The organism is Pseudoxanthomonas sp. GW2 (genome assembly GCF_000283075.1).
Classification (GTDB): Bacteria; Pseudomonadota; Gammaproteobacteria; order Xanthomonadales; family Xanthomonadaceae; genus Pseudoxanthomonas.
This window is the reverse complement of sequence record NZ_ALIP01000015.1, coordinates 16,433-37,844: the sequence shown is the minus strand read 5'-3', so window position 1 is coordinate 37,844 and position 21,412 is coordinate 16,433. Positions and strand designations below refer to the sequence as shown.

Below are 21,412 nucleotides of genomic sequence, written 5' to 3'. Positions count from 1 at the left end.
GAGCGCGCCCTGCACGACCTGCCCGACCACCTTTGCCCGACGGACCTGCTGATGCGGATCCGTCTCCACAACGCCAGCCGCGCCGCGGCGGCGAAGGAACCGACCACCATGCACGAGTCCATCATCGTCTTCGGCCCAGCCGGGTGCGGGAAGACGCTCAACGCGGTGTCGATCGCCAGGCACTTCGGCCTGGCCAGGATCCTCGACGACCAGAACCCCTTCGCCCTGCCGCCGGGCGTGGCCACCGACACGCTGATCCTCACCAGCGTCGACCTCCGCGGGCGCTCCGACCACGGCGGCCTACGCGTCATCCCCTACGCCCAGGCTGCCGCCGAAGCGGGCGTGTTCACCCCCGTCAACCAGACCGACACGGAGTAGCCCGCCCATGGCCAACATCCAGCACATCCCGCTGGCGCAGCTGCGCATCTCACCCCGCAACGCCCGCAAGACCGGTGGCCAGGCGATCGACGAACTCGCCGCCAGCATCGCGGCCGAGGGCCTGCTCCAGAACCTCGTCGTGACCGCGGCCAACGACGGCCTGTACGAGGTCGAGGCCGGCGGTCGCCGCCTCCGCGCCCTGCAGCTGCTCGATCAGGACGGTCGGCTGCCGGAAGCCCTCGCGGCCGTGCCGTGTCAGGTGGTGCCGGCCGATGTCGCCGGCGAAGCCAGCCTCGCCGAGAACACGATCCGCGAGGCCATGCACCCAGCCGATCAGTTCGAAGCGTTCAAGGCGCTCGTCGACGCGGGCCGCTCCATCACCGAGGTGGCCGCGCGCTTCGGCGTCACCGAGATCTTCGTCCGCCAGCGCCTGCGCCTGGCCCGGGTGCGCCCCGAGTTCCTGCAGATGTACCGCGACGACGAGATGAACCTGGAACAGCTGCAGGCGCTGGCGACGACCGACAACCACGAGCTTCAGCGCCAGGCGTGGTACTCCGCCCTCGATCCCTGGAACCGCGGCGCCCGCAGCCTGCGCGAGTTCATCATGCGCGAGAAGGTGCCCAGCAACTCGCGGCTCGCACGCTTCGTTGGCATCGAGGCGTACCGCGCGGCAGGCGGTGAAGTGGTCCAGGACCTCTTCAGCACGCAGGCATGGCTCGCCGACCCGGCGCTGGTGGACAAGCTGGCGATGGACAAGCTGGAGGCGGAAGCCGAGAAGCTGAGGGCCGCTGGCTGGTCGTGGGCGGAACCCGTGCTCGACCTCTCATACGACGTCAAGGCCCAATACCCGCAGCTTCCGCAGCCGGATGACCGGGAGTACTCCGACCCGGCGCACGCGGAACGCATCGAGGCGATCGACGCGCGACTCCGCGAGATCGATGCCATCGACGACAGCACGTTGTCCGCTGGCGAGCGCGAAGACCTCGACGCCGAGTACGACAACCTCACGATCGAGCGCGACGAGATCGAGGATAGCGCCAGGGCCGTGTGGCCGGCCTCCATCAAGGCCGTCGCCGGCGTCCTGCTCACCGTGGGTCATGGCGGGACGCTGGAGATCTGCGACGGCCGGCTGCGGCCGGGCCAGAGCGTAGCGAAGTCCGGCAAGATCAAGGGCGACCCGCAGGCGCCCAGCGCCGCCGATGCACGGACCCGCAAGCCCGATCTGTCCGAGGCCGTGCGCCGCACCCTCTCCGTGCACCGCAGCGCGGCCGCAGCGGCGCAGCTTGCCAAAGACCCCACGCTTGCCCACTGCGTGCTGCTGGAGCAGATGCTGAACTCGCACTGCCTGGACCGCTTCGGCAACAACGGCCTCTCGCTCAGCCTTGCGGGAGTCAACCACCTGCAGGACGGCAGCGCCGAGATCCACGAGGCGCTGCGCGCTGCGATCGCCGCACGCCTGCAGATCATTGACCAGGTGCCGAAGAAGGGCACGCTGCAGTTCCTGCTGCAGCAGACCGATGCGTGGCGTCTTGAACTGCAGGCTGCCCTCGTGGTCGCCCACTTCAACGGCACCACCGGCAGCGAGACTGGGCATGAGGGCGTGGCGGCGATCCACGCCGTCACCGGCTACAACATGGCCGACCACTGGAATCCGACCACCGACGACTTCCTCGGCCGCATCCATGCCGACCTGGTCGCCGAGGCCGTGATCGAGGCGCGCGGGAAGGAGGCTGCCGCGCAGCTGAGGGGCCTCAAGAAGGCCGACCGCGTGGCCACCGCCGCCAAGCTGCTGGCCGGCACCGGCTGGCTGCCGAAGCCGCTGCGCGGCCCCAGCTACGGCAAGAAGGCCGCGGCCGACGTCGCCAAGGCAGAGAAGCCCGCAAAGGCAGCCAAGCCGGTGAAGGACAAGGCGCCGAAGAAGGCCACGAAGGCCGCCGCGAAGAAGAAGATCGCGCCGACCAGGAAGGCGGGCGCCAAGGGCGCGAAGAAGACGTCCAAGAAGAAGGCGACCCAGGCATGAGCGTCCCTCGCCCTCCTCTCACCGGGATGCCGCTGGGCACGCCCCCAGCGCCGGCCCTTGGCCCAGTGGCGGCCAAGCAGGAGCCGCCCAAGGAGACCGCCACCATGGTCGCCAATCAGATCCTCAAGGCCTTGGCCTCGCGGACCGGCTGGACGCCCTCCGGAGTGCTGCGCGAGGCGATCAACCCGCGCCGCCCCGAAAACTGGAAGGAGGCCATCCGGCAGCTGCGCGACACGGGGATGATCGAAGCCATGGGGCATACCCGCTGGGTCCGCTACCGGCTCGGCGCCAAGGCGAAGACGCAGGAGCCGAAGGCGCCGATCGCGAAGGTAAGTATGTGCTCGACGGTGAGCGCGTCACCGCCCCACGCATCGCCCGTCGAGCCGGCGGACGTGAAGGAGCCGGGACAGCAGCAGGATGGCCCCCAGGCGGCCGCCCCGCCTCCCATCGATTCCTCGCGCGCCACGCAATCGGCCGACACGGACGACCTGATCCCGGAGATCCGCCTGATGGCCGAACTCGACCAGGTGGTGAACCACTGGAAGCTCCGCGCCTGTATCGACGACGACGCGATCGCCCGCGCGACCGCATGGCTCCGCAACAAGTTCAGGAAGGCAGCATGAGCGCCGCCCACGACTACTCCACCTTCTGGCTGCTCTTCGGCAAGTACGGCCCCACGATGACGATCGAGCAGCTGCGCGAGGCGTTCTTTCCGCACGCGGCCATGAAGACCATGGCGAACAAGCACAGTGCGGGCCTTCTTCCTCCGCGAACTGGTGACGTTTACGACACGCGTGACGTCGCTGCGTGGTGGGATGGCCAACGCGCACGGGAAGCGGCGGGATAGCCTAGCGGCAGCGCCGCGCAGAGCAGACGCTTCGACGCTAGGTCTCCATGGCGGCTCAATGGAGCGGTCGTCGCGACAACTGAGGAACAAGAAAGGGGCCCGAAGGCCCCTTTCTTACTGCTGCGCCGGGTCGCCTCACATGTTCCAGCGATCACCGATGAAGTCAGGGCGGCTGGTATAGGGCAGCCGATAGGTTCCTGCTTGATCCTGCCGATTGAGCTCGCGAGCGACGCTGCGAACCTCGGCCGACACTTCCAGCTCACGACCAAGATCCCCTAGCCCATCAGCCATACGACGGATGTTGCTGAGCGTTTCTTCGTGCTGGTTCAACCTATTCATATTGTCACCCTGATCATGAGGACCGCAGGCCTAACTTCGTGTGGATGGCTGCGGGCCAACTTCGCTTGCCCATATAGTCAACCAAAAGGTTGTGATAGTTGCGGATGGACCTTTTGAGTTCGGCGTCCGTTCCGTAATTGTTAATTTTTAGCTTGATCTCTTCACTTCCAAGGTCATCACACGTGATGCCGCGACCGTGCGAATGCCAGCGCTGGGCGTCACCCAGGACCTCGGCAATCTCGTTGGCCCTGGTCTGCTTGTCGGCGTCAGAGACAGCCGCGCCGGAAGTCGACCTGGCATGCCAATTCTTGAACTTGTAGCGGGGCAGCCACTCCCGCAGAAGCGACTTTGAATGCTCGATCGCTTGTTCGATGTGAAAGAGCTTGGCCGGATCGAACTTCTCAATGAGATACGAGATCTCCGCCCGAACGTGGCCAGCATCAGGCGCTGCATTGATGGTCTGCACCAGCTCCTTGTACTTGGCCAGGTAGCCCATTCCGGGCACATACTCGCCGTTCGAAGCCCCGTACTGGGGGTCGATCGGCCCCAGCACCGAGTGGTAGTCCATGTAGATGTCATCGCCGGATAGCGCGAGAACCGTACCCGCGCTATAGGCGAAGTTCGGAATGATGAAGATCACTTCCTGGTAGTGCTGGCGCATCGCACGAACCATGCGCTCAACCGTCTCGATGTAGCCGCCAGTCGTTTCGAGGACGACAGCCAGCTTCTCAGCGCCGGCGGCAGGATCATCGTCCCGCGCCTCGGCCAGCTCCTCGATCGCGAGCCGCACGACGTCGTCCCAAGGCGGGGCCATGGGACCGACAATAGAGAGCACATCCGCGGCCAGCGCTCGGCCCAAATCCATGTTGCAGTTGTTTAAGAACCCATCAACGATGGACTCCGCTCTCAGGCGCTCCATTCCAGCCTGTCCCCCAGACCCCGACTAAATTAACCGCACATTATAAGCAACCTTAACGGCTGTCCATAACCCGTAGGTAACGGGGGAGCAACGCCAAGGGAGGGCCGGGGTGCACCATTGGAGTACCAGATCGGCCGGAGCCCTCATTGGGTCTAGCGGTCGGTCCAGTCCATCATCGGGGCGACGGAGAGGCGGGCGGAAGCGGCGTAGGAAGCGGGAACGGCAGGCATGGCGGGGACCGGTGGGGAGCGGGGATTGTCCCCGATCGCCCGCGGCAGTTCTAACCGCCCGGCTGAACGGCGGGTCGCCGCCGCACCCGGCCGCCCCACGGAACCGCCGGCCGGGTGCGGGGCGCCGCGCACCCGCCGCTACCAGCGGTACTCCACGCTGGCCGAATAGAACCCGCCGTCGCCGGACACCGGGCCGTTGACCGGGTACGCGTAGTACTGGCCCGGCTGGACCAGGGCCTGCGGCAGTTTTTCCGGCAGGCGGTTGAACAGGTTGTTGGCGGTCAGCGACAGGCGCAGGCGTTCGCTGGCCTGGAAGCCCAGGTCCAGGTCGGTCAGCCAGATCGGGTCGATGGTGTACGCCACCTCCTCCGAGGCCGGGCGCCCGACCGGGACGCCGTAGCGCTCCAGCGAGCCGTAGCGGGTCAGGCGCAGCAGCGCGCTCCAGCGTCCCAGGCGCCAGTCGGCGCTGAGCACCTGCTTGCTCTTCGGCGACAGCAGCAGCAGGAGGTTGGCGTTGCTGCGGCTGAACCCCGGCACGCCGTAGTCGGTCAGCCCGTCCGGGGTGGGCGCCACGCCGCGCAGCTCGCCGCGGGTCCAGTTGCCCGCCGCGGTCCAGCGCACGCTGCCGAAGCGGCCGAAGTCGCTGGCGGCCTCGAACGTGGCTTCCACGCCCTCGTTGCGGGTATGCGCGGCGTTGAGCAGGTAGGACACCGCGTCGGCCGGGCCGTAGCCGAGCGACTGCAGCAACGGCAGCGCGCCCGGGTAGCTGTCGCCGGAGATCGAGGTGGAGGTGGCGATGCGGTTGTCCACGTCGATGCGGTAGACGTCCACCGCCGCGGTGGCGCCGTCCCAGGGCTGGAACACGATGCCCAGGCTGTAGTTCTCCGATTCCTCCGGCCGCAGCGGGCGCGCGCCCAGGGCCTGCGCCTGCGGCGAACCGACCTGCAGGGTGTAGGTCACGCCGGCCGGCGAGTTCTGGGTGAACTTGTGCGCCTGTGCGGCCAGCGCCGGCGCCTGGAACCCGGTGCTGGCGGTGCCGCGCACGGCCCAGCGCCGGCCCAGCTCCACGCGCGAGGAAACGCGCCAGGTGGAGGCGGTGCCGAAGTCCTCGTAGTCCTCGTGGCGCGCGGCCAGGTCCACGGTCCAGCGCCGCACCGGGTTGAGCGACAGGCCGGCGTACACCGCCCAGTTGTCGCGCTCGACCTGCACCGCGTCTTCCGGGCTGAACCCGGCCAGCGCCTGCGAGTAGCCCACCGCGCGGCTGAAGGGCTTGCCGGCGTTGGGGCCGTCCAGGATCACCGCGCCGCCATGGGTGTAGGACTGCGGATCGCCGGCCCACTTGCGGTAGGACTCCCGGCGCGCCTCGGCGCCCAGCGACAGTTCCAGCGGCCCGGCCAGGCCCACCTCGAAGCCGCGGCGCAGGTCCAGGTTCCAGGTGGTGGCCTCGTAGCGCACCTTGCCCAGGTAGAAGCTGGTCTGGCTGTCCAGGCCGAAGGTCGGGTTGATCGAGTCGTGGATGTAGGCGCGGATCGCGTCGTGGCCGTTGGTGACGCTGGCTTCCCATTCCCAGTCCGCGGCCAGCGTGCCGCGCAGGCCGAGGGTGGCACCCACGCTCTGCTCCCTGATCTCCTCCTTCGGCTGGAAGCCGTCCGGATGGATCGCGCGCACCACCTCGTCGCGCCACACCGGCCGGTAGAACTGCGGTGCCCAGGCCTGGCGGCCGGCGTGGTTGAGGAAGGCGAACAGTTCCAGCGACTCGCCCAGCGGGGTGCCGGCACTGGCGGTGAAGCCGCGCAGCCGGGACTTGCGGCGACCATTGATCGGCCAGCGCCACTTGCCGCGGTCGACCTCGTACTCGCGCGGGTCGAGGCTGGCGCCTGCGGGGATCTGCGGCCGCCACACCGAGCCGCCGGGCACGACCGGGTTGCCGTCGGCGTCGCGCAGGAAGAACAGCGGATAGTCCAGCGGCACCGGGCTGCTGGTGATGGTCGGGTCCTGGTCGTCGTACTGGAGGGCGAAGTTGATGTAGCCCTCTCGGCCCAGGCCGAACCCGGCCCTGGCAGTGAGGGTGTGCAGCCCGCCCTCCCCGCCGTCGTTGACCCCGTAGCGGTAGGCCACCTCGCCGCCCTCGGCCTGGCGGCTGGTGATGATGTTGACCACGCCGGCGATGGCGTCCGAGCCGTACAGCGCCGAGGCACCGTCGCGCAGGACCTCGATCCGCTGGATCGCGCCGGTCGGGAAGGTGGCCAGGTCCACCGGCGCCTGCCCGGTCAGGCCGCCGGCGCCGAACAGGGCGGTGGTGTGCCAGCGCTTGCCGTTGACCAGCACCAGGGTGTGGTTGGGGCTGAGGCCGCGCAGCTGGCCGACGCGGACCATGCTGCCCAGGTCGGTGGCGTTGGCGCGCACCGGCGTGTTCCAGGCCGGCAGGGTGGCGTTGAGCGCCTCGAACAGGTCGGTGCGGGTGGTGCTTTCCAGTTCCTGCGCGCTGATCACGTCGATCGGCGCGGGGCTGTTGCCGATGGTGCGGCCGGCGGCACGGGCGCCGGTGACGGTCACCCGGTCCAGGGTGGTGGCGGCGCCGCTGCCGCCGGGCTCCGGCTCGCCGCCCCCGGCCGCGTGCAGGTCGGGGATGGCGAGGAGCAGGCTGATGGAAAGGGCCAGCACGCTGGCCCGCGGGGAATTGCTCATGCGGGGGAATTCCTCGGCAGGGGGCGGCGCCGCGCGGGCCGCGGCGGCCGCCCGGGAAGGGGATCAGCCCTGGCGGCGGCCGGCTTCGGCGGCACGCACCACCCGCAGGAAGTTGCCGCCCCAGATCGCGGCGACCTGCTCGCGCGTGTAGCCGCGGCGCAGCAGCTCGGCGGTGACGTTGGCCGCGTCGGCCTCGCTGTCGAAGCCGGTGACGCCGGCGCCGTGGTCGAAGTCGCTGCCGATCCCGACGTGCTCCACGCCGATGCGCCTGGCGATGTAGTCCAGGTGGTCGACCAGGTCGGAGAGGGTGGCCGGCTGCTCGTTCTGCTTGAGCGCGTCGTGGAAGCGCTCGCGGGTCGGCGCATCCTGCGCGTCGCTGCCCTCGTTGGCCACCGCGAACTGCTCCGGCAGGCCGAACTCCGCGCGCAGGCGGGCGATCTTCGCGCGCCAGGCGTCGTCCGGCGCGCGCAGGTAGGGCTTGAACGGGGTCACCAGGACCACGCCGCCCTTGGCCTTGATCAGGTCCAGTTCCCCGTCGCTGAGGTTGCGGCTGTTGTCGACCAGGGCGCGGGCGTTGGAATGGGTGGCCACTACCGGCACCCGGCTCAGCTCCACGGTCTGCTTCAGCGCCGCCGGGGTCAGCTGGGATACGTCGATCAGCACGCCCAGGTCGTTGAAGCGCGCCACCGCCCGGCGGCCCAGCTCGCTGAGCCCGCCGTGGCGCTCGGCCACGCCGTCCTGCGGCCGCGAGGAGTCGGCAAACGCGTTGTGCCCGGCGTGGGCGAGCCCGGCCACGCGCACGCCGGCCTGGTGGAAGCGGTCGAACGCGGCCAGGTCGGTGCCGAGGATGCGTGCGTTCTGGAAGCCGAGCAGCACCGCCACCTTGCCCTCGCGGTGCAGGCGCTCGATGTCGTCGGCGCTGCGCGCCAGTTCCGCCTGGCCGCCGCTGCCGGCGATCCATTCCTGCACCGCCGCCAGCTTGGCCTCGGCGTCCTGGCGGGCCTTGGCCAGGCCCTGCGCGTCCTCCGGGCCCGGGCCGACCGCGATCGAGAACACGATCGCGTCCACCCCGCCCTGGCGCACCCGCTCGAAACTGGTGCGCTTGCCGCCGTCCGGCAGCCAGTAGCGCTTCGGCGTGTCGGGCAGCAGCACGTCGGCGTGCCCGTCCAGCACCAGGATCTCCTGGTGGACGGCGGCCGGGTCGGCGGCGGACTCCGGCGCGGGAGCGGCGGCAGTACCGGCCCCGGCGGCGGCGTCGCGGCCGCCGCAGGCGGCAAGCGCCAGCGCCAGGGCCAAGGCGGCGATGGGACGGGGAAGCGGGAGCGTGGAGCGCGGATGCAATGCGGACATGGACATTCCTGTGGGGTTTCATCAGGCAAGGCGGGGCCATGGCCGCCGCGAACGGCAGCCCTGGCGGGACCGGGGTGGCGCCGGATCAGGCCGCGCGCGCGGCGCGGCTACATCGCGCGGGGCGGCAGGGCGGCGGCGGGCAGCGGCTCATCACTGCCCCGCGGTGGCCGCGTAGGGATCCGGCTCGGCCAGCAGCTCGTCCATCAACGCGTTGAAGCGGGCCACGTACTCCTCGTAGTAGCCGCCGGTGACCGGGCCGGTGAAGCCGGTATAGATCTCGCGCACCTCGCCGCGGCGGTCGATCACGATGGTGGTCGGGAACGCGGCCATGTAGTTCAGGCCCTGCAGCTTCTCGGTGGCCAGCTTCTTGTCGGCCACGCCGCCGTGGACGATGTCGTAGCGGATGTCGAAAAGGTCGCGGAACTTGCGCAGGCGCTGCTGGAAGTACTCGAAGCTGTCCTCCTGCTCGAAGGCCACGGCGATGGCCTCCACCCCGCGCTGCCGGTTCTCGCGGAACCAGGGCGCGAGGAACCGGGTCTGGTCGGTGCAGTTGGGGCACCAGGTGCCGATCACCTCGACGATCACCACCTTGCCGCGGTACTTGTCATCCCGCAGCGACACCGGCCGCCCCTCCAGGTCGGGGAAGCTGAAGTCGATGCTGCGGCGGCCATCCTTGAGGTAGGTGAGGCGGTAAGGATCAGGCAGTTCCACCTCGTCGCTGCGGTGGCCCTCGAACCTGGCCACGTTGTAGATGCCGAAGCTGATCGCACCCTGGATCTGGCCGTCCTCGATGGTGCCGCGGACCAGCACCGGGCTGGGCCCGCTGAAGTGCGACAGCCAGAAGCGGTCGCCCTGGACCACGCCTTCCAGCTCGCGGGTATCGCCCACGACGGTCATGAACACCCCGGTCAGGCGCGTGCCTTCCTGCCGCAGCAGCGCGACCTGGTTGGGCCCGGCGCTGCGGTCGCGGTTGAGGATGGCCCACTTGCCGTCGAGGTTGGCGGCGCTGCCGGCATCCCGCTCCGGCGGCACGAAGCGCCAGGCCTGGCCATGCTCGGCGGTGAACGGCAGGTCGTTGGCGCCGTTGCGCTTCGGGACCAGGTCGCGGTAGTGCCCGACCAGGCGCTTGCCGCCGGAACCCTCCTCCACCGTGGCCTCGAGCGCGGCGTCGTAGGTGTTCATCACCGCGCGGATGCCGCCACCGGCCAGCTTCTCGACCTCGAACTCGTCGCGGCGGCTGCCGTTGAGCAGCACCAGGCGCGGTTGCGCGCCTTCCAGCCCGGCCAACTCGAAGTTGAACGGCAGCGCCTCGCCGTTGACGGTGAACTCGCCGCGCCACAGGCCCTCGGCGGGCGCGACCGTGCCGGCCAGCGCATGCGCGGCGCACAGCGCCAGCAGCAGGGCCAGTCCGTGGCGGAGGATGGAGCGGTATGCATGCCTCATGCCGGTTCCCGTGGCGGAGGAAGGTTCCGCCGGCTTGCATCCGTCGATGCGCTGCGCTGGCGGCTCATGAACTGTAGGCAGCGCCCGCCGGCGCAATCCAGAGGCCAACACCCCGGAACTGATGACGATTGCTCCAAAGGAAATGAGCGGCGGCCTCCGCTGCATGGCCACGGCCGACCCGGCCAGCAGGTCGTGGCCGAATGGACGTCCGCGTCCCTCACGCGACACGCGCAGCCTCACAGCCCCAGTCATGCGGCGCGTCGACCAGTCAGTTGGACTTGCGCGAACACCCTGCGCAACCTGGCCTGACATCAGCGCGCGTGATGCAAGTGGTTTTGGCATTGAATCGCCTCACCGCAAATGCAAACCTCCCCATGCAATCCGGGCAGCCGCACGATCGTCGTCGCTCTCTACCGGGGGCAATGCGGGAGATGGCGCGCAACTGCGTGGCGAGCTCCCGGGACGGGAACCGGACGCGGAATCCCCGCTCCCGCGCGAGGTGTGGGCCTTCATGCATCCGCCAGGGTGATCTGGCCCCAAACGCAGGGGCACTGCGTCCACTAAGGAAGGTTGATATGCGCGAACTGAGCACTAACGAAGTTGCGGTTGCGTCCGCCGGCGTTATCGACACCGGCGGCGAACTTGCCGCCGGCCTGATCATGGCGGGTGCCGCGGGAATGGTTGGCGCCCTCCTTGGCGCTGCGGGCGGTCCGGTTGGCAGCGCCATGCTCGGGGTGACGTTCGCCCGCGCCGGCTTCAAGTACGTCGAGTACATCACCAAGTGAGGACACGCAAATGCGCGAACTGACCTGTCGTGAGCTCCATGACGTGAATGGCGGTGCTTCCGTGCTCGGCACCATCTGGCAGGTAAGCCTGCCGGCACGGGCGGTGGCCGGCTCGGCCGCACTCGGCTGGGCGATAGGCTCTGCCATCTACCGGACCTATGACGATGAGATCCAGGCCGGATTGGATTGGCTGCTGAACTGAGCCACTGGCCCCGCGCGCGCAAGCGCGCGGGGCATCGAGACCGATGACTGCACACGGCCAACCAGCCCCAGGTACCCGCAGGAGCATTGCGGAACTCCTCGTCGTTTCCTCGGCCGCCTTGGTGCTGGCGCTCGCGCTGCACTCCCCCGCAGCCCGTCTCGCCCTGGCCACCGCCATGGACGGGTTCGACAACGTCTTCCTATGCGTCCTGTTCGCAGGCCTGGGCTTGCTCGATCTGGCCGGGCGCCTGCCTGCCGTCTTCCGCAAGGATGCCCGCCGCATCCGGCTGGTACTGTGGCTTGGCTTTGCCGGCGCGGTCCTGCTGTTCGGCGGTTATGCGCTTCCGGGCATACTGCTGGCCGAGCTGGCCTTCGACCTGGTGTACGCCGTTGCCGGCATGCGCGGCGGTGTGGCTCCCGGCCGTCGCATTGCCCCGTCAGGCCCCAGGAGGGACCGCCAATGAAAAGCGTCGTGATCCGCATCCTCGCCGCGATGCTGTCCCTCGCCGGCGTCGTGGTCCTGGTCTCCCGGCTCATCCAGCTGGTGCAGGGCGATGCACAGGCCTCGGCACTGGAATACGCGGTGCTGGCCGGCGCCGCCTGCGGCACCTGGATGTTCGGGCGTTTCGCGCTCAACGGCGAGCGCGATCCGCTGATGCGCAGGCTGTCGGCACGCAAGCCCGGGCAGCCGGACAGCCGCTAGGCGCCAGTCCGCCAACGCACCGCCGGCTAGCGCCCTTCGCCGGCCGCCCGCTGGCGTTGCTGCAGGGCGCGGCGCAGGGCGGCGTCCGGTTGCAGGGAGCGATCCCAGCGGCGGTAGCTGTCGGCCAGGGCCAGGCGCAGCGCGGGATATGGATCCGGCTTGTCCTCGCCGCGCAGCGCGGAGGTCGCCTGGGCCCAGCTGCCGGCGCGGCCCAGGCGCGCGCGGGCGCGCACCACGCTGCGGCAGTCGGTGTCCAGCGCGCGCGCCAGGAAGCAGGCATACCAGGCGTCGCCGGGATTCCAGCCCGGCTGCGCCAGCAGTCCGCGCACATAGGCGCGCGAGGCGCCGGCATAGCGCTCGACCTCGGCGGCGAAGCTCTCCGGATAGGCGCGGGCGTAGCGGTCGATGTCGGCCAGGCGGCCGTCGATCCAGGCATCGCCCGTGTCGTAACGGGGTCCGGGCTCCGGCGTTGCGGTGGCCGTGGCGCGGGCCTGCGCCGCCAGCGGCAGCGGGATGCCCGCACCGCAGGCGGCCAGGCACAGGGTTACGAACAGGATCCGGCGGTACGTCGCGTGCGGGAAGCGGAAGCGGGCCATGGCGGCATTGTGCCGCGGCCGCGGGCGCGGCGCGCGCAGCTCCCGCCGGCGGGCCGTGTGCGGGATCAGGCGGCGGTGCCGGCGGCGATCCGGGTGATGGCTTCCGGCAGCTCCGCCGCGCTGGCCACGGTGCGCACCCGCGGATGCGCCTCGGCCAGGCCATGGTCGGCCTCGTGGGCCCAGGTGAGCGCGTAGGGGATGTGCACGCCCCAGCCGCCCAGCCGCACCACCGGCTCGATGTCCGAGCGCAACGAGTTGCCAACCATCACGAACTGCTCCGGCGCGATGCCGAACTCGGCCAGCACCCGCGCATAGGTCGGCGGGTCCTTCTCGGACACGATCTCGATGCGCGGGAACAGGTCGGCCAGGCCGGAACGGGCGATCTTGTCCTCCTGGTGGAACAGGTCGCCCTTGGTCACCAGTACCACCTGCCAGCGCGCGGCCACCGCCTCCACCGCGTCGCGGATGCCGTCCAGCAGCTCCACCGGATGGGCCAGGGTGTCGCGGCCGATGTCGACCACCTGCTGCAGGTCGCGGGCGCTGATGCGCGCTTCGGTCAGTTCGATCGCCGCCTCGATCATCGACAGGGTCATGCCCTTGACGCCGTAGCCGAACACCTTGAGGTTGCGGCGCTCCACCTCCAGCAGGTGGCGCAGGGTGCCGGCGTCGTGCAGGTCGATGTAGCGGCCGATGATTTCCTCGTAGCGCTTCTCCGCGGCGCGGTAGTAGTCCTCGCTGCGCCACAGGGTGTCGTCGCCATCGAAGCCGACCAGGCGGATGTCGTGCATGGGGGTATCCGGAACGCGGGCGCCATCACGGCGGGCGTGCAGGATAGCAGCGGGGACGGCCCCGGGAAAAAAGGAAGCGGGCCGGGGCCCGCTTCCGTCATGCATGGGGTGCCGCGTTACTCCTGCGGCGCGCCGCCCTGCTGCTGGTTCTGGATGAAGGTGCGGTACTCCTCGGGGGTCAGTTCGCCATCGCCGTCGGCGTCGGCCGTGGCGAACACGCTGGACAGCGCGGAGTGGGCCTGGGCCTCGCTGCGGCTGATGCTGCCGTTGCCGTCGGTGTCCAGGTCGGCCCAGCTCTGGCCCTGGCCGCTGGCGCCGGCCTGCGACTGCTGTGCCGCGCCGGCCTGGGCCTGGGTCGGGGTCTGCTGCTCGGTGGGCGTGGTGCTCTGCGCGAACGCCAGCGGCGCGGCGGCAATCATGCCCAGGAACAGCAGGCCGGTCGGGGTGCGGGTGTGGTGCTTGTTCATTGGCGTACTCCGTCGGGTGGAAGGACGTGACTGCTTGCTTTGCAGAACACGGGTCGCACCTTGCAACGTCGCGGATGAACCGGATTTGGGCCGCGGCCGCGCCGCGAACGCGGCGTTAACCACAGCGTCCGCGCTGCGTTGTAGCCGCTGGTTAGCGGCGCGTGGACGCCAGGTTAGGGGCGTCTTCAAGGACGCCATGTAACCGCTTTAGCGGGCCTCGTCGGGCCCGGTGGAGTTCCCGCCGGGGGCACGCCGGTGGCTGAACAGCCACCAGCCCAGCACGCTGCCGGAGGTGGCGCCGATCACTTCCAGCAGGACCCGGGTGCCCAGGTTGTCGGCGTCGTGGATGCCGGCCAGGGCCAGGCGCGCGTACAGCGGCGACTCCAGCTTCACCATGCCGATGTAGAACAGGTTCCAGGCATCCAGCCCCGCGGCGATGGCGGTGGCGATGACCGCGCCCCAGCCAACCACGTGCCCGATCTGCATGCCGGTGCGTCGCCCGAGCCAGGCCCATCCGGCGTACACCAGCACGCCGACGAGGAAGGCGATCAGTCCGGCTTCGAGGCAGCCAAGCAGGCCGGTGTGCAGCGGAAGGTTCATCGGGCGGGCGGGACCTGGGCAAACGGGCCGACAAGTCTAGCCGGGCCGGTCGCCTCAGTCCTCGCCCTCGCGGCGGGCGGCCAGCGCCACCTGGCCGTCCGCGTCCACCGTCACGTCCAGCAGGATCGGCTGGCAGCAGACCTGGCAGTCCTCCACGTACTGCTGGTTGCCGCCACTGGGATCCACCGGGGTCTCGAAGCTCTCCCCGCACCAGGGGCATTGCACGGTCAGCCACTCTTCCATCAGCGCACCTCCGTCAGCGCACCGGGACGTCGTAGGCGAGGGTCGGATCCGGTTCCGGGTCCAGGGTGTAATGCCACCACTCCCGCGGGTAGTTGCGGAAGCCGCCGGCCACCATCGCCGCGCGCAGGCGCTGGCGGTTGGCCTGCTGCGCCGGCGCCACCGGGGCGTCGGTGTGCGCGGACGGGTCGAAGAAGTCGAACGGGGTGCCCATGTCCAGCGGCTCGCAGCGGCCGTCGCCGTCGCAGCGCACCAGGGTCAGGTCGACGGTGGCGCCGCGGCTGTGGCCGGAACTGTCGGCGATGTACTCCGGCACCAGCGCGTCCTTGTCCACCCGCGGGTACCAACGTGCCTTCTGTCCCGGGTCGTCGTCGGCGCGCGCCCAGTGCATGAAGGCCTGCACCGCACGCACCGGGCGGTAGCAGTCGTAGACCAGCAGGCCCAGGCCCTCGGCCTGCAGGTCCTGCTGCACCCGGGCCAGGGCCTCGGCCACCGGCCGCAGCAGCAGGCAGGCGTTGCCTTCGTAGCCGGGTACCGGCGCACCGGTGAAGTTGTCCGGTCCGGCATAGCGCGCCTCCACGCGGATGCCGGGGGCCAGGGTGCGGACCTCGACCAGGCCGGCCGCGGCGGCGTCGCGTGCCGGCGACACCCGCACCGGTTCGCCGCCGGCCACCGCCGGCGCCAGCAGCAGCGCCGCCAGCAGCGCGCACAGGCGCTCAGGGGCAGTCGCGCTCGCGCACGAAACGGAGGTCCTGGTAGTCATAGCTGAAGTCCGCTTCCGGATCGACCTTGGACAGGCGCAGGGTACCCCCGCCCGCCTCCGGCGGGTGCAGCCAGGCCTCCGCGTCGATGCCGTCGTCGTCCCAGTCCAGCAGCCAGCGCTCGCCCACCCGCATCAGCCGCCCGCGCATGCGTGGCGAGCGCACCGAGGCGAAGCCGATGCCGTCGGCGCGCGGGCACAGCGCCACCTCGCCGAACCACGGATCGCGCCAGATCCCGAGCAACGCCGCGGCCTCGCGGCGCGTGGCCGGGCGCCGCGCGCGGGTGTCCGGCGCCGGCTCGGCCTGGCGGCGCAGGGCGTGTTCGCGCTCCAGCAGGGCGGCGTAGTGGGCCACGTCCAGGGCCGGATCCGGGCGGGTGTAGCGCTTGGCCAGCACCTGGCCCAGCACCGTGCGCGCGTCCTCGGCCTCGCCGTTGATGAGGATGACGATGCCGGTGCGCAGGTCCGGCAGCAGGATCACCGAGGAATACATGCCCGACAGGGTGCCGGTGTGGGCCACCTTCCAATGCCCGTCCATGTCGGACAGGCGCCAGCCGTAGCCGTAGGCATGGAAGTGGCTGTTGTCCCACTCGCGCATGCGCCGGCCCACCGGCATCGGCATGTGCCCGGTCCACGCCTGCTGGCGCTGCTCCGCCGACAGCCACGGCTGCGCCGGATCCAGCCAGGCGCCCACCCAGCGCAGCATGTCCTCCAGGCTGCAGCGGATGCCGCCGGCGGCCATCGAGGTGATGTCCGGGACCACGCCCCGCTCCGGCGGCGCCGGCAGGTTGCGCCCGTCCACACGCCGGTGCGGGCGCGCGATCGGGCCGGCTTCGCCGGCGTTCCAGCTGCCCACGCGGCAGCCGTCCATGCCCAGCGGCGCGAACACCTCCTCGCGCACCAGCTGCGCGTAGGGCTTGCCGCCGGCCGCGGCCGCGACCTCGCCGGCGACCACGTACAACAGGTTGTCGTAGGCGTAGCCGGAGCGGAAGCTGGTCACCGGCTCCAGGTGCGCCAGCCCGGCGATGATGTCGGCGCGGGTGAAATCGTTCGGTTCCGGCCACAGCATCAGGTCGCCCGCGCCCAGGCCCAGGCCGCTGTTGTGCACCAGCAGGTCGCGCACCTGCATGTTGGCGGTGACCCAGGGGTCGTGCATGCGGAACTGCGGCAGGTGCTTCACCACCGGGTCGTCCCAGCGCAACCGGCCCTGGTCGACCAGCCGCGCCAGCACCGCCGCGGTCATGGCCTTGCTGTTGGAGGCGATCTTGAACAGCGCCTCCGGCGTCACCGGCTCGCCGCTGCCGGCGGCAAGCTCGCCGCGCGCCACCACCGCGGCGACCTTGCCGTCCTCGATCACACCGACCGCGATGCCGGGCAGGTCGTAGCGGGCGACCGCCTCGTCCACCGTGCGCTCGACGAACGCCTGCGCGGGGCCGGGAAGCGTTGCGCCGGCCACGGCCGGCGCGGCAAAAAAAGCGGCCGCAAGGGCGGCCGCAGGAGGGAGGAAACGCAGCATCACCTGCTCCTCGATGCGGGCCTGTCGTCCATGATCGGGCCCGCGTCGTCCGGTTGTCAGTACTCCAGCGCCAGCACCAGCTGGCCGTAGCGCGGCGACTGCAGGAAGCGCTCGCGGCCGAAGAACTCGTCGCGGGTGCCGATGCTCGACTCCAGGTCCTGGTAGACCCAGACCGGGCGCTGGCGGTTGAAGATGTTGTACGCCGACAGCTTGGCCGAGAACCTGGCCGGGCCGAACTGGCGCTCGTAGCCCACGCTCAGGCCGACGTCGATGTACCACGGCATGCGCCCGGCGCCGCCGCGCGCGGAATGCTCGTACACCCGGTCCGAGGTGCTCCAGGTGTCGCCTTCCTGCGGATTGGCGAAGGCCTCCTCCGGGGTGCACTTGTCCACGCACACGAAGTAGCTGTGGTAGAGCTTCCAGTTGTACGGGTTGCCGACGCCGAAGCCGGTGATCGGGCCGCCGGAGCGGGCGTCCACGGTCGCGCCCAGGCTCCAGTTCTCGGTCAGGGCGTAGGTGCCGCGCAGCTTGACCTGGTGGCGGTGGTCGTTGGCCAGCGGGCCATGGCCGCGGTAGTTCACGAACGGGTCGTCGAAGTTCTCGGTGCGGCCGGTATCACCGAAGTTGGTGTCGGTGTTGACCGGGCCCTCGGCGTTGCCCTCGCTCCAGGACAGGGTGTAGGAGGCGTTGAACGCCCACTTGCCATCCCATGCGCGGTCCAGCTGCAGCTCCAGCGCCTTGTAGGTGCGCTTGGGCTTGCTCCAGCCGCGCTGGCCGGTCGGGGTCGAGCCCACGTACTCCCACTCGCCGTCGATGTACTCGTAATCGTCCGACTCGGTCCAGTAGCCACCCTTCGAGGTATCGACGGTGATGTAGCCGTCGTTGCTGCCGTCGCAGTCGGTGTCGCCCCAGATGGTGACGTCCTTGCCCGGGTTGCCCATCACCCACACGCTGGGCACGCGGCCGCAGTGGGTGGCGGTGATGTTGATGTCGTCGATGGCGTTGTGCAGCTTGCGGTAGATGCCGCGCGCGCCCCACGACCACTTCTCGCCCAGCACCTGCTGGAAGCCCAGGATCAGCTCGTCCTGGTAGACCGGGTCCATGTCGGCATCGACCTCGGCGCGCAGGTCGCCGACGGTGCCGTCGCCCTGGTCGTCGTCGAAGCCCATGTACTGGCCCAGCACCGGCACCGCGTACTGGACGCCGTCGCGCTCGCGGATCTCCCAGCCGTCGAGGCCGTAGTAGGTGCGCGCGTCGAGCAGGGCGCCGCCCTGCTTGATGTTGATGACGTTGGCCACCGGCAGGAAGTAGCGGCCGATGTTGCCGAACACCTTCATCGTGCCCTGGCCGACCGGGTCCCAGGAGAAGCCCAGGCGCGGCGCCCACATGTCGTCCATCTTGATGTAGGTGCGGCCCTCGGCGTCCTTGTTGTCGAACTCCTCGTAGCGCAGGCCCAGGTTGAGCACCAGGTTGTCGGTGATCGACCAGTTGTCCTCGACGTAGTAGGCGCGGTTGGTCGACTCGAACTCGCCGAAGATCGCGTACTGGCGGGCGCGCACGCAGGCGGTGTAGCCGGCCGGGACCAGGAAGCCGCCGCAGTTGGAGTTGTTGGTCAGCGGGGTGGCGGTATAGACGTTGTACTGCACGCCGCCGGGACCGGAGTAGACCTGGTCGAGGTCGGAGGTGTTGCGCTCGTCGTCGATGCCGAAGCGCAGCAGGTGGTCGCCCAGGCCCCACTCGAAGTCGATCCGGCTCTGCTTGCGCTCGTCGTTGCGGTCGTAGACGGTGGCGTTGTTGGTGCAGCCCAGCGGCACGCCCGGGTCCGGCACGCCGGAGGCGCGGGTGACGTAGTTGCAGTCCACGTCGTTGGGCGAGCCGGTGACGCTGTTGCGCTCGTTGCGGCCGTGCATCACCTTCATCGACAGGTTGTCGGTCAGGTACGAGCTCCAGGTCAGCGCCCAGTTGGTGCCGCCGGTCTCCGAGTAGGAGTCGCTGAGCTTCTGCCCGACCTTGCCGCTGTCGAAGTCGTAGGCGTAGGTGGTGGTGTCGGTGCGGTTCTCGTTGGAGAACGCCATCAGGCTCAGCAGGTTGCGGTCGGTGACCTGCCAGTCCAGGGTGGTGCCCCAGAAGCCGTCGTCCGAGTCGCCGCGGTTGAACGAGGTGCCGGCGTCGTTGGTGTTCTCCGGCTCGACCTTGCGGCCCTCGTACATGGCGAAGAAGAACAGCCGGTCCTTCACGATCGGGCCGGACGCCCACACATTAAGGCGCGTGGAGTCGGTCTTGTCCTTGCTGCGGGTCAGGTAGCGCTCGCCGTCCAGGTAGCTGTCGCGCGCCGAGGACTCCCAGTCCTTCGGGCCCCACACCAGCTTGGAGCCGTAGTGGAATTCGTTGGTGCCGGAGCGGGCCACGGCGTTGACCACGCCGCCGGTGGTGCGGCCGAACTCCACCGAGTAGCCGCCGGTCTTGACCTGGAAGTCCTCGTAGAAGTCGAACGGCGCCTCGGAGAAGCCGACGCGGTTGTAGAAGTCGGTGACGTTGAGGCCGTTGACGTAGAACGCGTTCTCGGCCACCGACGAGCCGCCGAAGGAGATGCCGCCGAAGGAGGCGCTGCCGGAAGCCACGCCCGGGGCCAGCAGCGCCACCGAGGTGACGTTGCGGTCCACCGGCAGGCGCGCCAGCTCCTCGGCGTTGATGTTCATCGCCGACTCGGTGGAGGTCACGTCCACCGGGGTGACGAAGCGGGTGCCGACCACTTCGATGCTCTGCAGGGTCGCCGGCTCGGCCGCCAGGTTGACCGAGGCGGTGGCACCGAGGGTGACGGTCACGGTGGCCTGCTGCCCGCCCTCGGCCTGCACCGTGTAGGTGCCCGGCGGCAGCAACGGCAGGCGGTAGCTGCCGTCCTCGCCGGCGGTGACGGTGCGGGTGAAGCCGGTGGCCGGGTTGGTGATCGTCACCCTGGCCCCGGCCTCGGCGCGGCCCGCCACCGCGCCGGTGGCGCTCTGCGCCATCGCCATCGGTGCCATCGTGCCCAGGCACGCGCCGAGCGCCATCGCCAGCGCCGCCTTCCTCAGGATCCTGCTGTTCATCCCCGTGTCTCTCCCACAGTGGTGTTGAGGTCAATCCCCGCCCGTCCGCCCGCCTTCGGGCGGCAGCATCCGCCACTGGAACCGGTAGTCCCACTGGTCGAAGTACAGGTTGCCGCCACGCCATTCGGCCTCGCCCCGCTGCGAGTCCACGGTCTCGGAGCGGAAATGGGTCTTGGCGGGCACGAAGTCGCGCGCGTAGTCGTCGTTGAAGGCGATGCGGTAGGCGTCCAGGCCGCCCAGGTAGAACCAGCGCAGCGCCGGGTCGTCGCTGTCGAGCTGGCCGGTGGTCACGTCCATCGGCAGCCAGCCGTACGGGGCCAGGTACAGCCAGCCCCAGTCGTGCATGTTGTCGTAGCCGACGTCCTCGTCGGAGTAGGTCCAGCCGGACTGCCAGCGCGCGGGGATGCCGTTGAGCCGCAGCAGGCTGATCAGCAGCAGGGTCTGCTGGCCGCAGTCGGCATGGCCGGCGTTGAGCGCGTAGTCGCTGATGTTGGAGATGGTCGAGTACTCGCGCGCGCCGGCCCAGGGGATGCGGTCGACCGCGGCGAACAGCTTCTGCGCGATGCGGTACGGATTGGTCTCCCCGCCCACCACCTGGCGCGAGAACGCGCGCAGCTGCGGGGTGAACACCACGTGCGGCGGGCGCTCGGCCAGGTACGGCGCCAGCTCCGGGTCGGTGCGGTCCACCGGCACCACCTTGTCCGGGTCCACCGCGAAGTGCCGGGCGTACACGGTCAGTTCGTAGGTGATGGAGAACTCGGTCGGCTTGCCGGCTTCGGCGCGGCCTTCCAGGTACACGGTGCGCATCGGCGCGTCTTCCGGCGCGACCTGGCCGCCGGCCGGCGAAGTCCGCACCAGGCGGATGTTTTCCTGCTGCCCCGGGATCGCGCGCGGGTACGGGATCCAGGCGCGCACGGTCTCCCCCGCCGGCACCGCGTCGGCGTCCACGACCAGCGACTGGGTCACTTCCAGCCGCCGCGGGGCCACGCTGGTGGCGCCGCCGGCGGCCGCGGCCAGCACCTCGGCGTGGTGCGGATGCAGGCGCTCGAACGGGCCTTCGGAGAACGGCCGCACCGGCGGCGCGCGGCGTGCCGCGGCCTCGGGGCTGAGCCGGAACAGGTTGGACACCGAGCGCTTGAACCAGCGGCGCTCGCCGTCGATGTCCATGTGCTCGACCAGGCCGGCCGCGTCCCAGGCGTCGAATTCGGACTCGCGCAGGTCCGGGATCTGCCGGCGCAGCTGTGCCAGCACCGCCGCGCGGTCGAGGCTGAAGTCCAGGCGGATGCGGCGCATGCGCTCGCGCTCGAACTCCAGCGCCCGCCGCTGCGCGGCATCGCCCTGCGACAGCAGCGCCGCGATCCGGGCCTCGGCCTCGGCGAAGCGGCCGGCGTCCACCGCTGCCACGATCTCCGGCAGCGGATCGCCCGCGCGGGCCTGCACGCTCCCCAGCGCGAGG

Annotated in this window: 22 protein-coding genes; 8 read left to right on the top strand and 14 right to left on the bottom strand. The window is 70.2% G+C overall.

The genetic code is table 11. The annotated features are described in order from the left end of the window. Window positions 1–51 precede the first annotated feature (51 nt). The 4 genes from B351_RS17495 (at window position 52) to B351_RS0101220 (ending at window position 3,245) form a co-directional block, all read left to right on the top strand. A complete protein-coding gene (locus B351_RS17495; protein ID WP_156810391.1) occupies window positions 52–378 on the top strand; it encodes a hypothetical protein in 327 nt (108 codons plus the stop codon). Window positions 379–385: 7 nt separating this feature from the next. Next, on the top strand, window positions 386–2,398 hold the full coding sequence (locus B351_RS0101230) for a ParB/RepB/Spo0J family partition protein (RefSeq protein ID WP_019397238.1): 2,013 nt from the start codon (window positions 386–388) through the stop codon (window positions 2,396–2,398). A gap of 104 nt (window positions 2,399–2,502) precedes the next feature. Beyond that, window positions 2,503–3,021, top strand: coding sequence for a hypothetical protein (locus B351_RS0101225; RefSeq protein ID WP_156810390.1), 519 nt, complete (start codon window positions 2,503–2,505; stop codon window positions 3,019–3,021). Then, complete coding sequence (locus B351_RS0101220) at window positions 3,018–3,245, top strand: hypothetical protein (RefSeq protein WP_019397236.1); 228 nt, start codon at window positions 3,018–3,020, stop codon at window positions 3,243–3,245. The genes B351_RS0101225 and B351_RS0101220 overlap by 4 nt, the downstream gene beginning before the upstream one ends. Window positions 3,246–3,380: 135 nt before the next feature. On the opposite strand, the gene B351_RS17490 is transcribed toward B351_RS0101220, so the two are convergent. The 5 genes from B351_RS17490 to B351_RS0101200 all read right to left on the bottom strand — a co-directional run bounded on the left by B351_RS17490 (window position 3,381) and on the right by B351_RS0101200 (window position 10,214). Next, a complete protein-coding gene (locus tag B351_RS17490) occupies window positions 3,381–3,575 on the bottom strand; it encodes a hypothetical protein (RefSeq protein ID WP_125076988.1) in 195 nt (64 codons plus the stop codon). A gap of 22 nt (window positions 3,576–3,597) precedes the next feature. Then, the gene (locus B351_RS0101215) at window positions 3,598–4,503 is read right to left on the bottom strand and encodes an SDH family Clp fold serine proteinase (RefSeq protein WP_019397235.1); all 906 of its coding nucleotides are present in this window, start codon (window positions 4,501–4,503) and stop codon (window positions 3,598–3,600) included. Window positions 4,504–4,871: 368 nt separating this feature from the next. Next, the gene (locus B351_RS0101210) at window positions 4,872–7,421 is read right to left on the bottom strand and encodes a TonB-dependent siderophore receptor (protein WP_019397234.1); all 2,550 of its coding nucleotides are present in this window, start codon (window positions 7,419–7,421) and stop codon (window positions 4,872–4,874) included. 63 nt (window positions 7,422–7,484) lie between these two features. Further along, window positions 7,485–8,771, bottom strand: a complete 1,287-nt coding sequence (locus B351_RS0101205; RefSeq protein WP_026010212.1) for a dipeptidase — start codon at window positions 8,769–8,771, stop codon at window positions 7,485–7,487. A gap of 150 nt (window positions 8,772–8,921) precedes the next feature. After that, on the bottom strand, window positions 8,922–10,214 hold the full coding sequence (locus B351_RS0101200) for a peroxiredoxin (RefSeq protein ID WP_019397232.1): 1,293 nt from the start codon (window positions 10,212–10,214) through the stop codon (window positions 8,922–8,924). A gap of 575 nt (window positions 10,215–10,789) precedes the next feature. Here B351_RS0101200 and B351_RS0101195 point away from each other — a divergent pair. Genes B351_RS0101195 through B351_RS0101180 form a run of 4 tightly spaced genes read left to right on the top strand, consistent with a single transcriptional unit; the run spans window position 10,790 to window position 11,903 of the window. Continuing rightward, window positions 10,790–10,999 carry a hypothetical protein gene (locus tag B351_RS0101195; protein ID WP_019397231.1) on the top strand — a complete coding sequence of 70 codons (210 nt, stop codon included), beginning with the start codon at window positions 10,790–10,792 and terminating at the stop codon, window positions 10,997–10,999. Between the two features lie 10 nt (window positions 11,000–11,009). Then, complete coding sequence (locus B351_RS15980; RefSeq protein WP_028915483.1) at window positions 11,010–11,201, top strand: hypothetical protein; 192 nt, start codon at window positions 11,010–11,012, stop codon at window positions 11,199–11,201. A gap of 43 nt (window positions 11,202–11,244) precedes the next feature. After that, window positions 11,245–11,664, top strand: a complete 420-nt coding sequence (locus tag B351_RS0101185; RefSeq protein ID WP_125076984.1) for a hypothetical protein — start codon at window positions 11,245–11,247, stop codon at window positions 11,662–11,664. Beyond that, a complete protein-coding gene (locus tag B351_RS0101180; protein WP_019397228.1) occupies window positions 11,661–11,903 on the top strand; it encodes a hypothetical protein in 243 nt (80 codons plus the stop codon). Before B351_RS0101185 ends, B351_RS0101180 begins: the two co-directional genes overlap by 4 nt. Before the next feature lie 26 nt (window positions 11,904–11,929). On the opposite strand, the gene B351_RS0101175 is transcribed toward B351_RS0101180, so the two are convergent. From B351_RS0101175 to B351_RS0101135, 9 genes are all read right to left on the bottom strand, one after another. Further along, window positions 11,930–12,499 carry a hypothetical protein gene (locus B351_RS0101175; RefSeq protein ID WP_019397227.1) on the bottom strand — a complete coding sequence of 190 codons (570 nt, stop codon included), beginning with the start codon at window positions 12,497–12,499 and terminating at the stop codon, window positions 11,930–11,932. Window positions 12,500–12,564: 65 nt separating this feature from the next. Continuing rightward, entirely contained in the window at window positions 12,565–13,287 is a 723-nt protein-coding gene (locus tag B351_RS0101170) for an HAD family hydrolase (RefSeq protein WP_019397226.1), read from the bottom strand. 116 nt (window positions 13,288–13,403) lie between these two features. Continuing rightward, a complete protein-coding gene (locus B351_RS0101165; protein ID WP_019397225.1) occupies window positions 13,404–13,754 on the bottom strand; it encodes an EF-hand domain-containing protein in 351 nt (116 codons plus the stop codon). A gap of 207 nt (window positions 13,755–13,961) precedes the next feature. Then, window positions 13,962–14,354, bottom strand: a complete 393-nt coding sequence (locus B351_RS0101160; RefSeq protein WP_019397224.1) for a hypothetical protein — start codon at window positions 14,352–14,354, stop codon at window positions 13,962–13,964. Window positions 14,355–14,408: 54 nt separating this feature from the next. Continuing rightward, a complete protein-coding gene (locus tag B351_RS0101155) occupies window positions 14,409–14,597 on the bottom strand; it encodes a CPXCG motif-containing cysteine-rich protein (protein ID WP_019397223.1) in 189 nt (62 codons plus the stop codon). A 13-nt stretch (window positions 14,598–14,610) separates the two neighbouring features. Beyond that, window positions 14,611–15,357, bottom strand: a complete 747-nt coding sequence (locus tag B351_RS0101150; protein ID WP_019397222.1) for a M15 family metallopeptidase — start codon at window positions 15,355–15,357, stop codon at window positions 14,611–14,613. Continuing rightward, window positions 15,311–16,870, bottom strand: coding sequence for a serine hydrolase (locus B351_RS0101145; RefSeq protein WP_026010210.1), 1,560 nt, complete (start codon window positions 16,868–16,870; stop codon window positions 15,311–15,313). Before B351_RS0101145 ends, B351_RS0101150 begins: the two co-directional genes overlap by 47 nt. A gap of 56 nt (window positions 16,871–16,926) precedes the next feature. Then, window positions 16,927–19,956 (bottom strand): TonB-dependent receptor domain-containing protein, encoded by a 3,030-nt coding sequence (locus B351_RS0101140; protein ID WP_019397220.1) that lies wholly within the window; start codon window positions 19,954–19,956, stop codon window positions 16,927–16,929. Window positions 19,957–19,986: 30 nt separating this feature from the next. Continuing rightward, window positions 19,987–21,396, bottom strand: a complete 1,410-nt coding sequence (locus B351_RS0101135) for a transglutaminase domain-containing protein (RefSeq protein WP_019397219.1) — start codon at window positions 21,394–21,396, stop codon at window positions 19,987–19,989. Window positions 21,397–21,412: the final 16 nt, after the last annotated feature.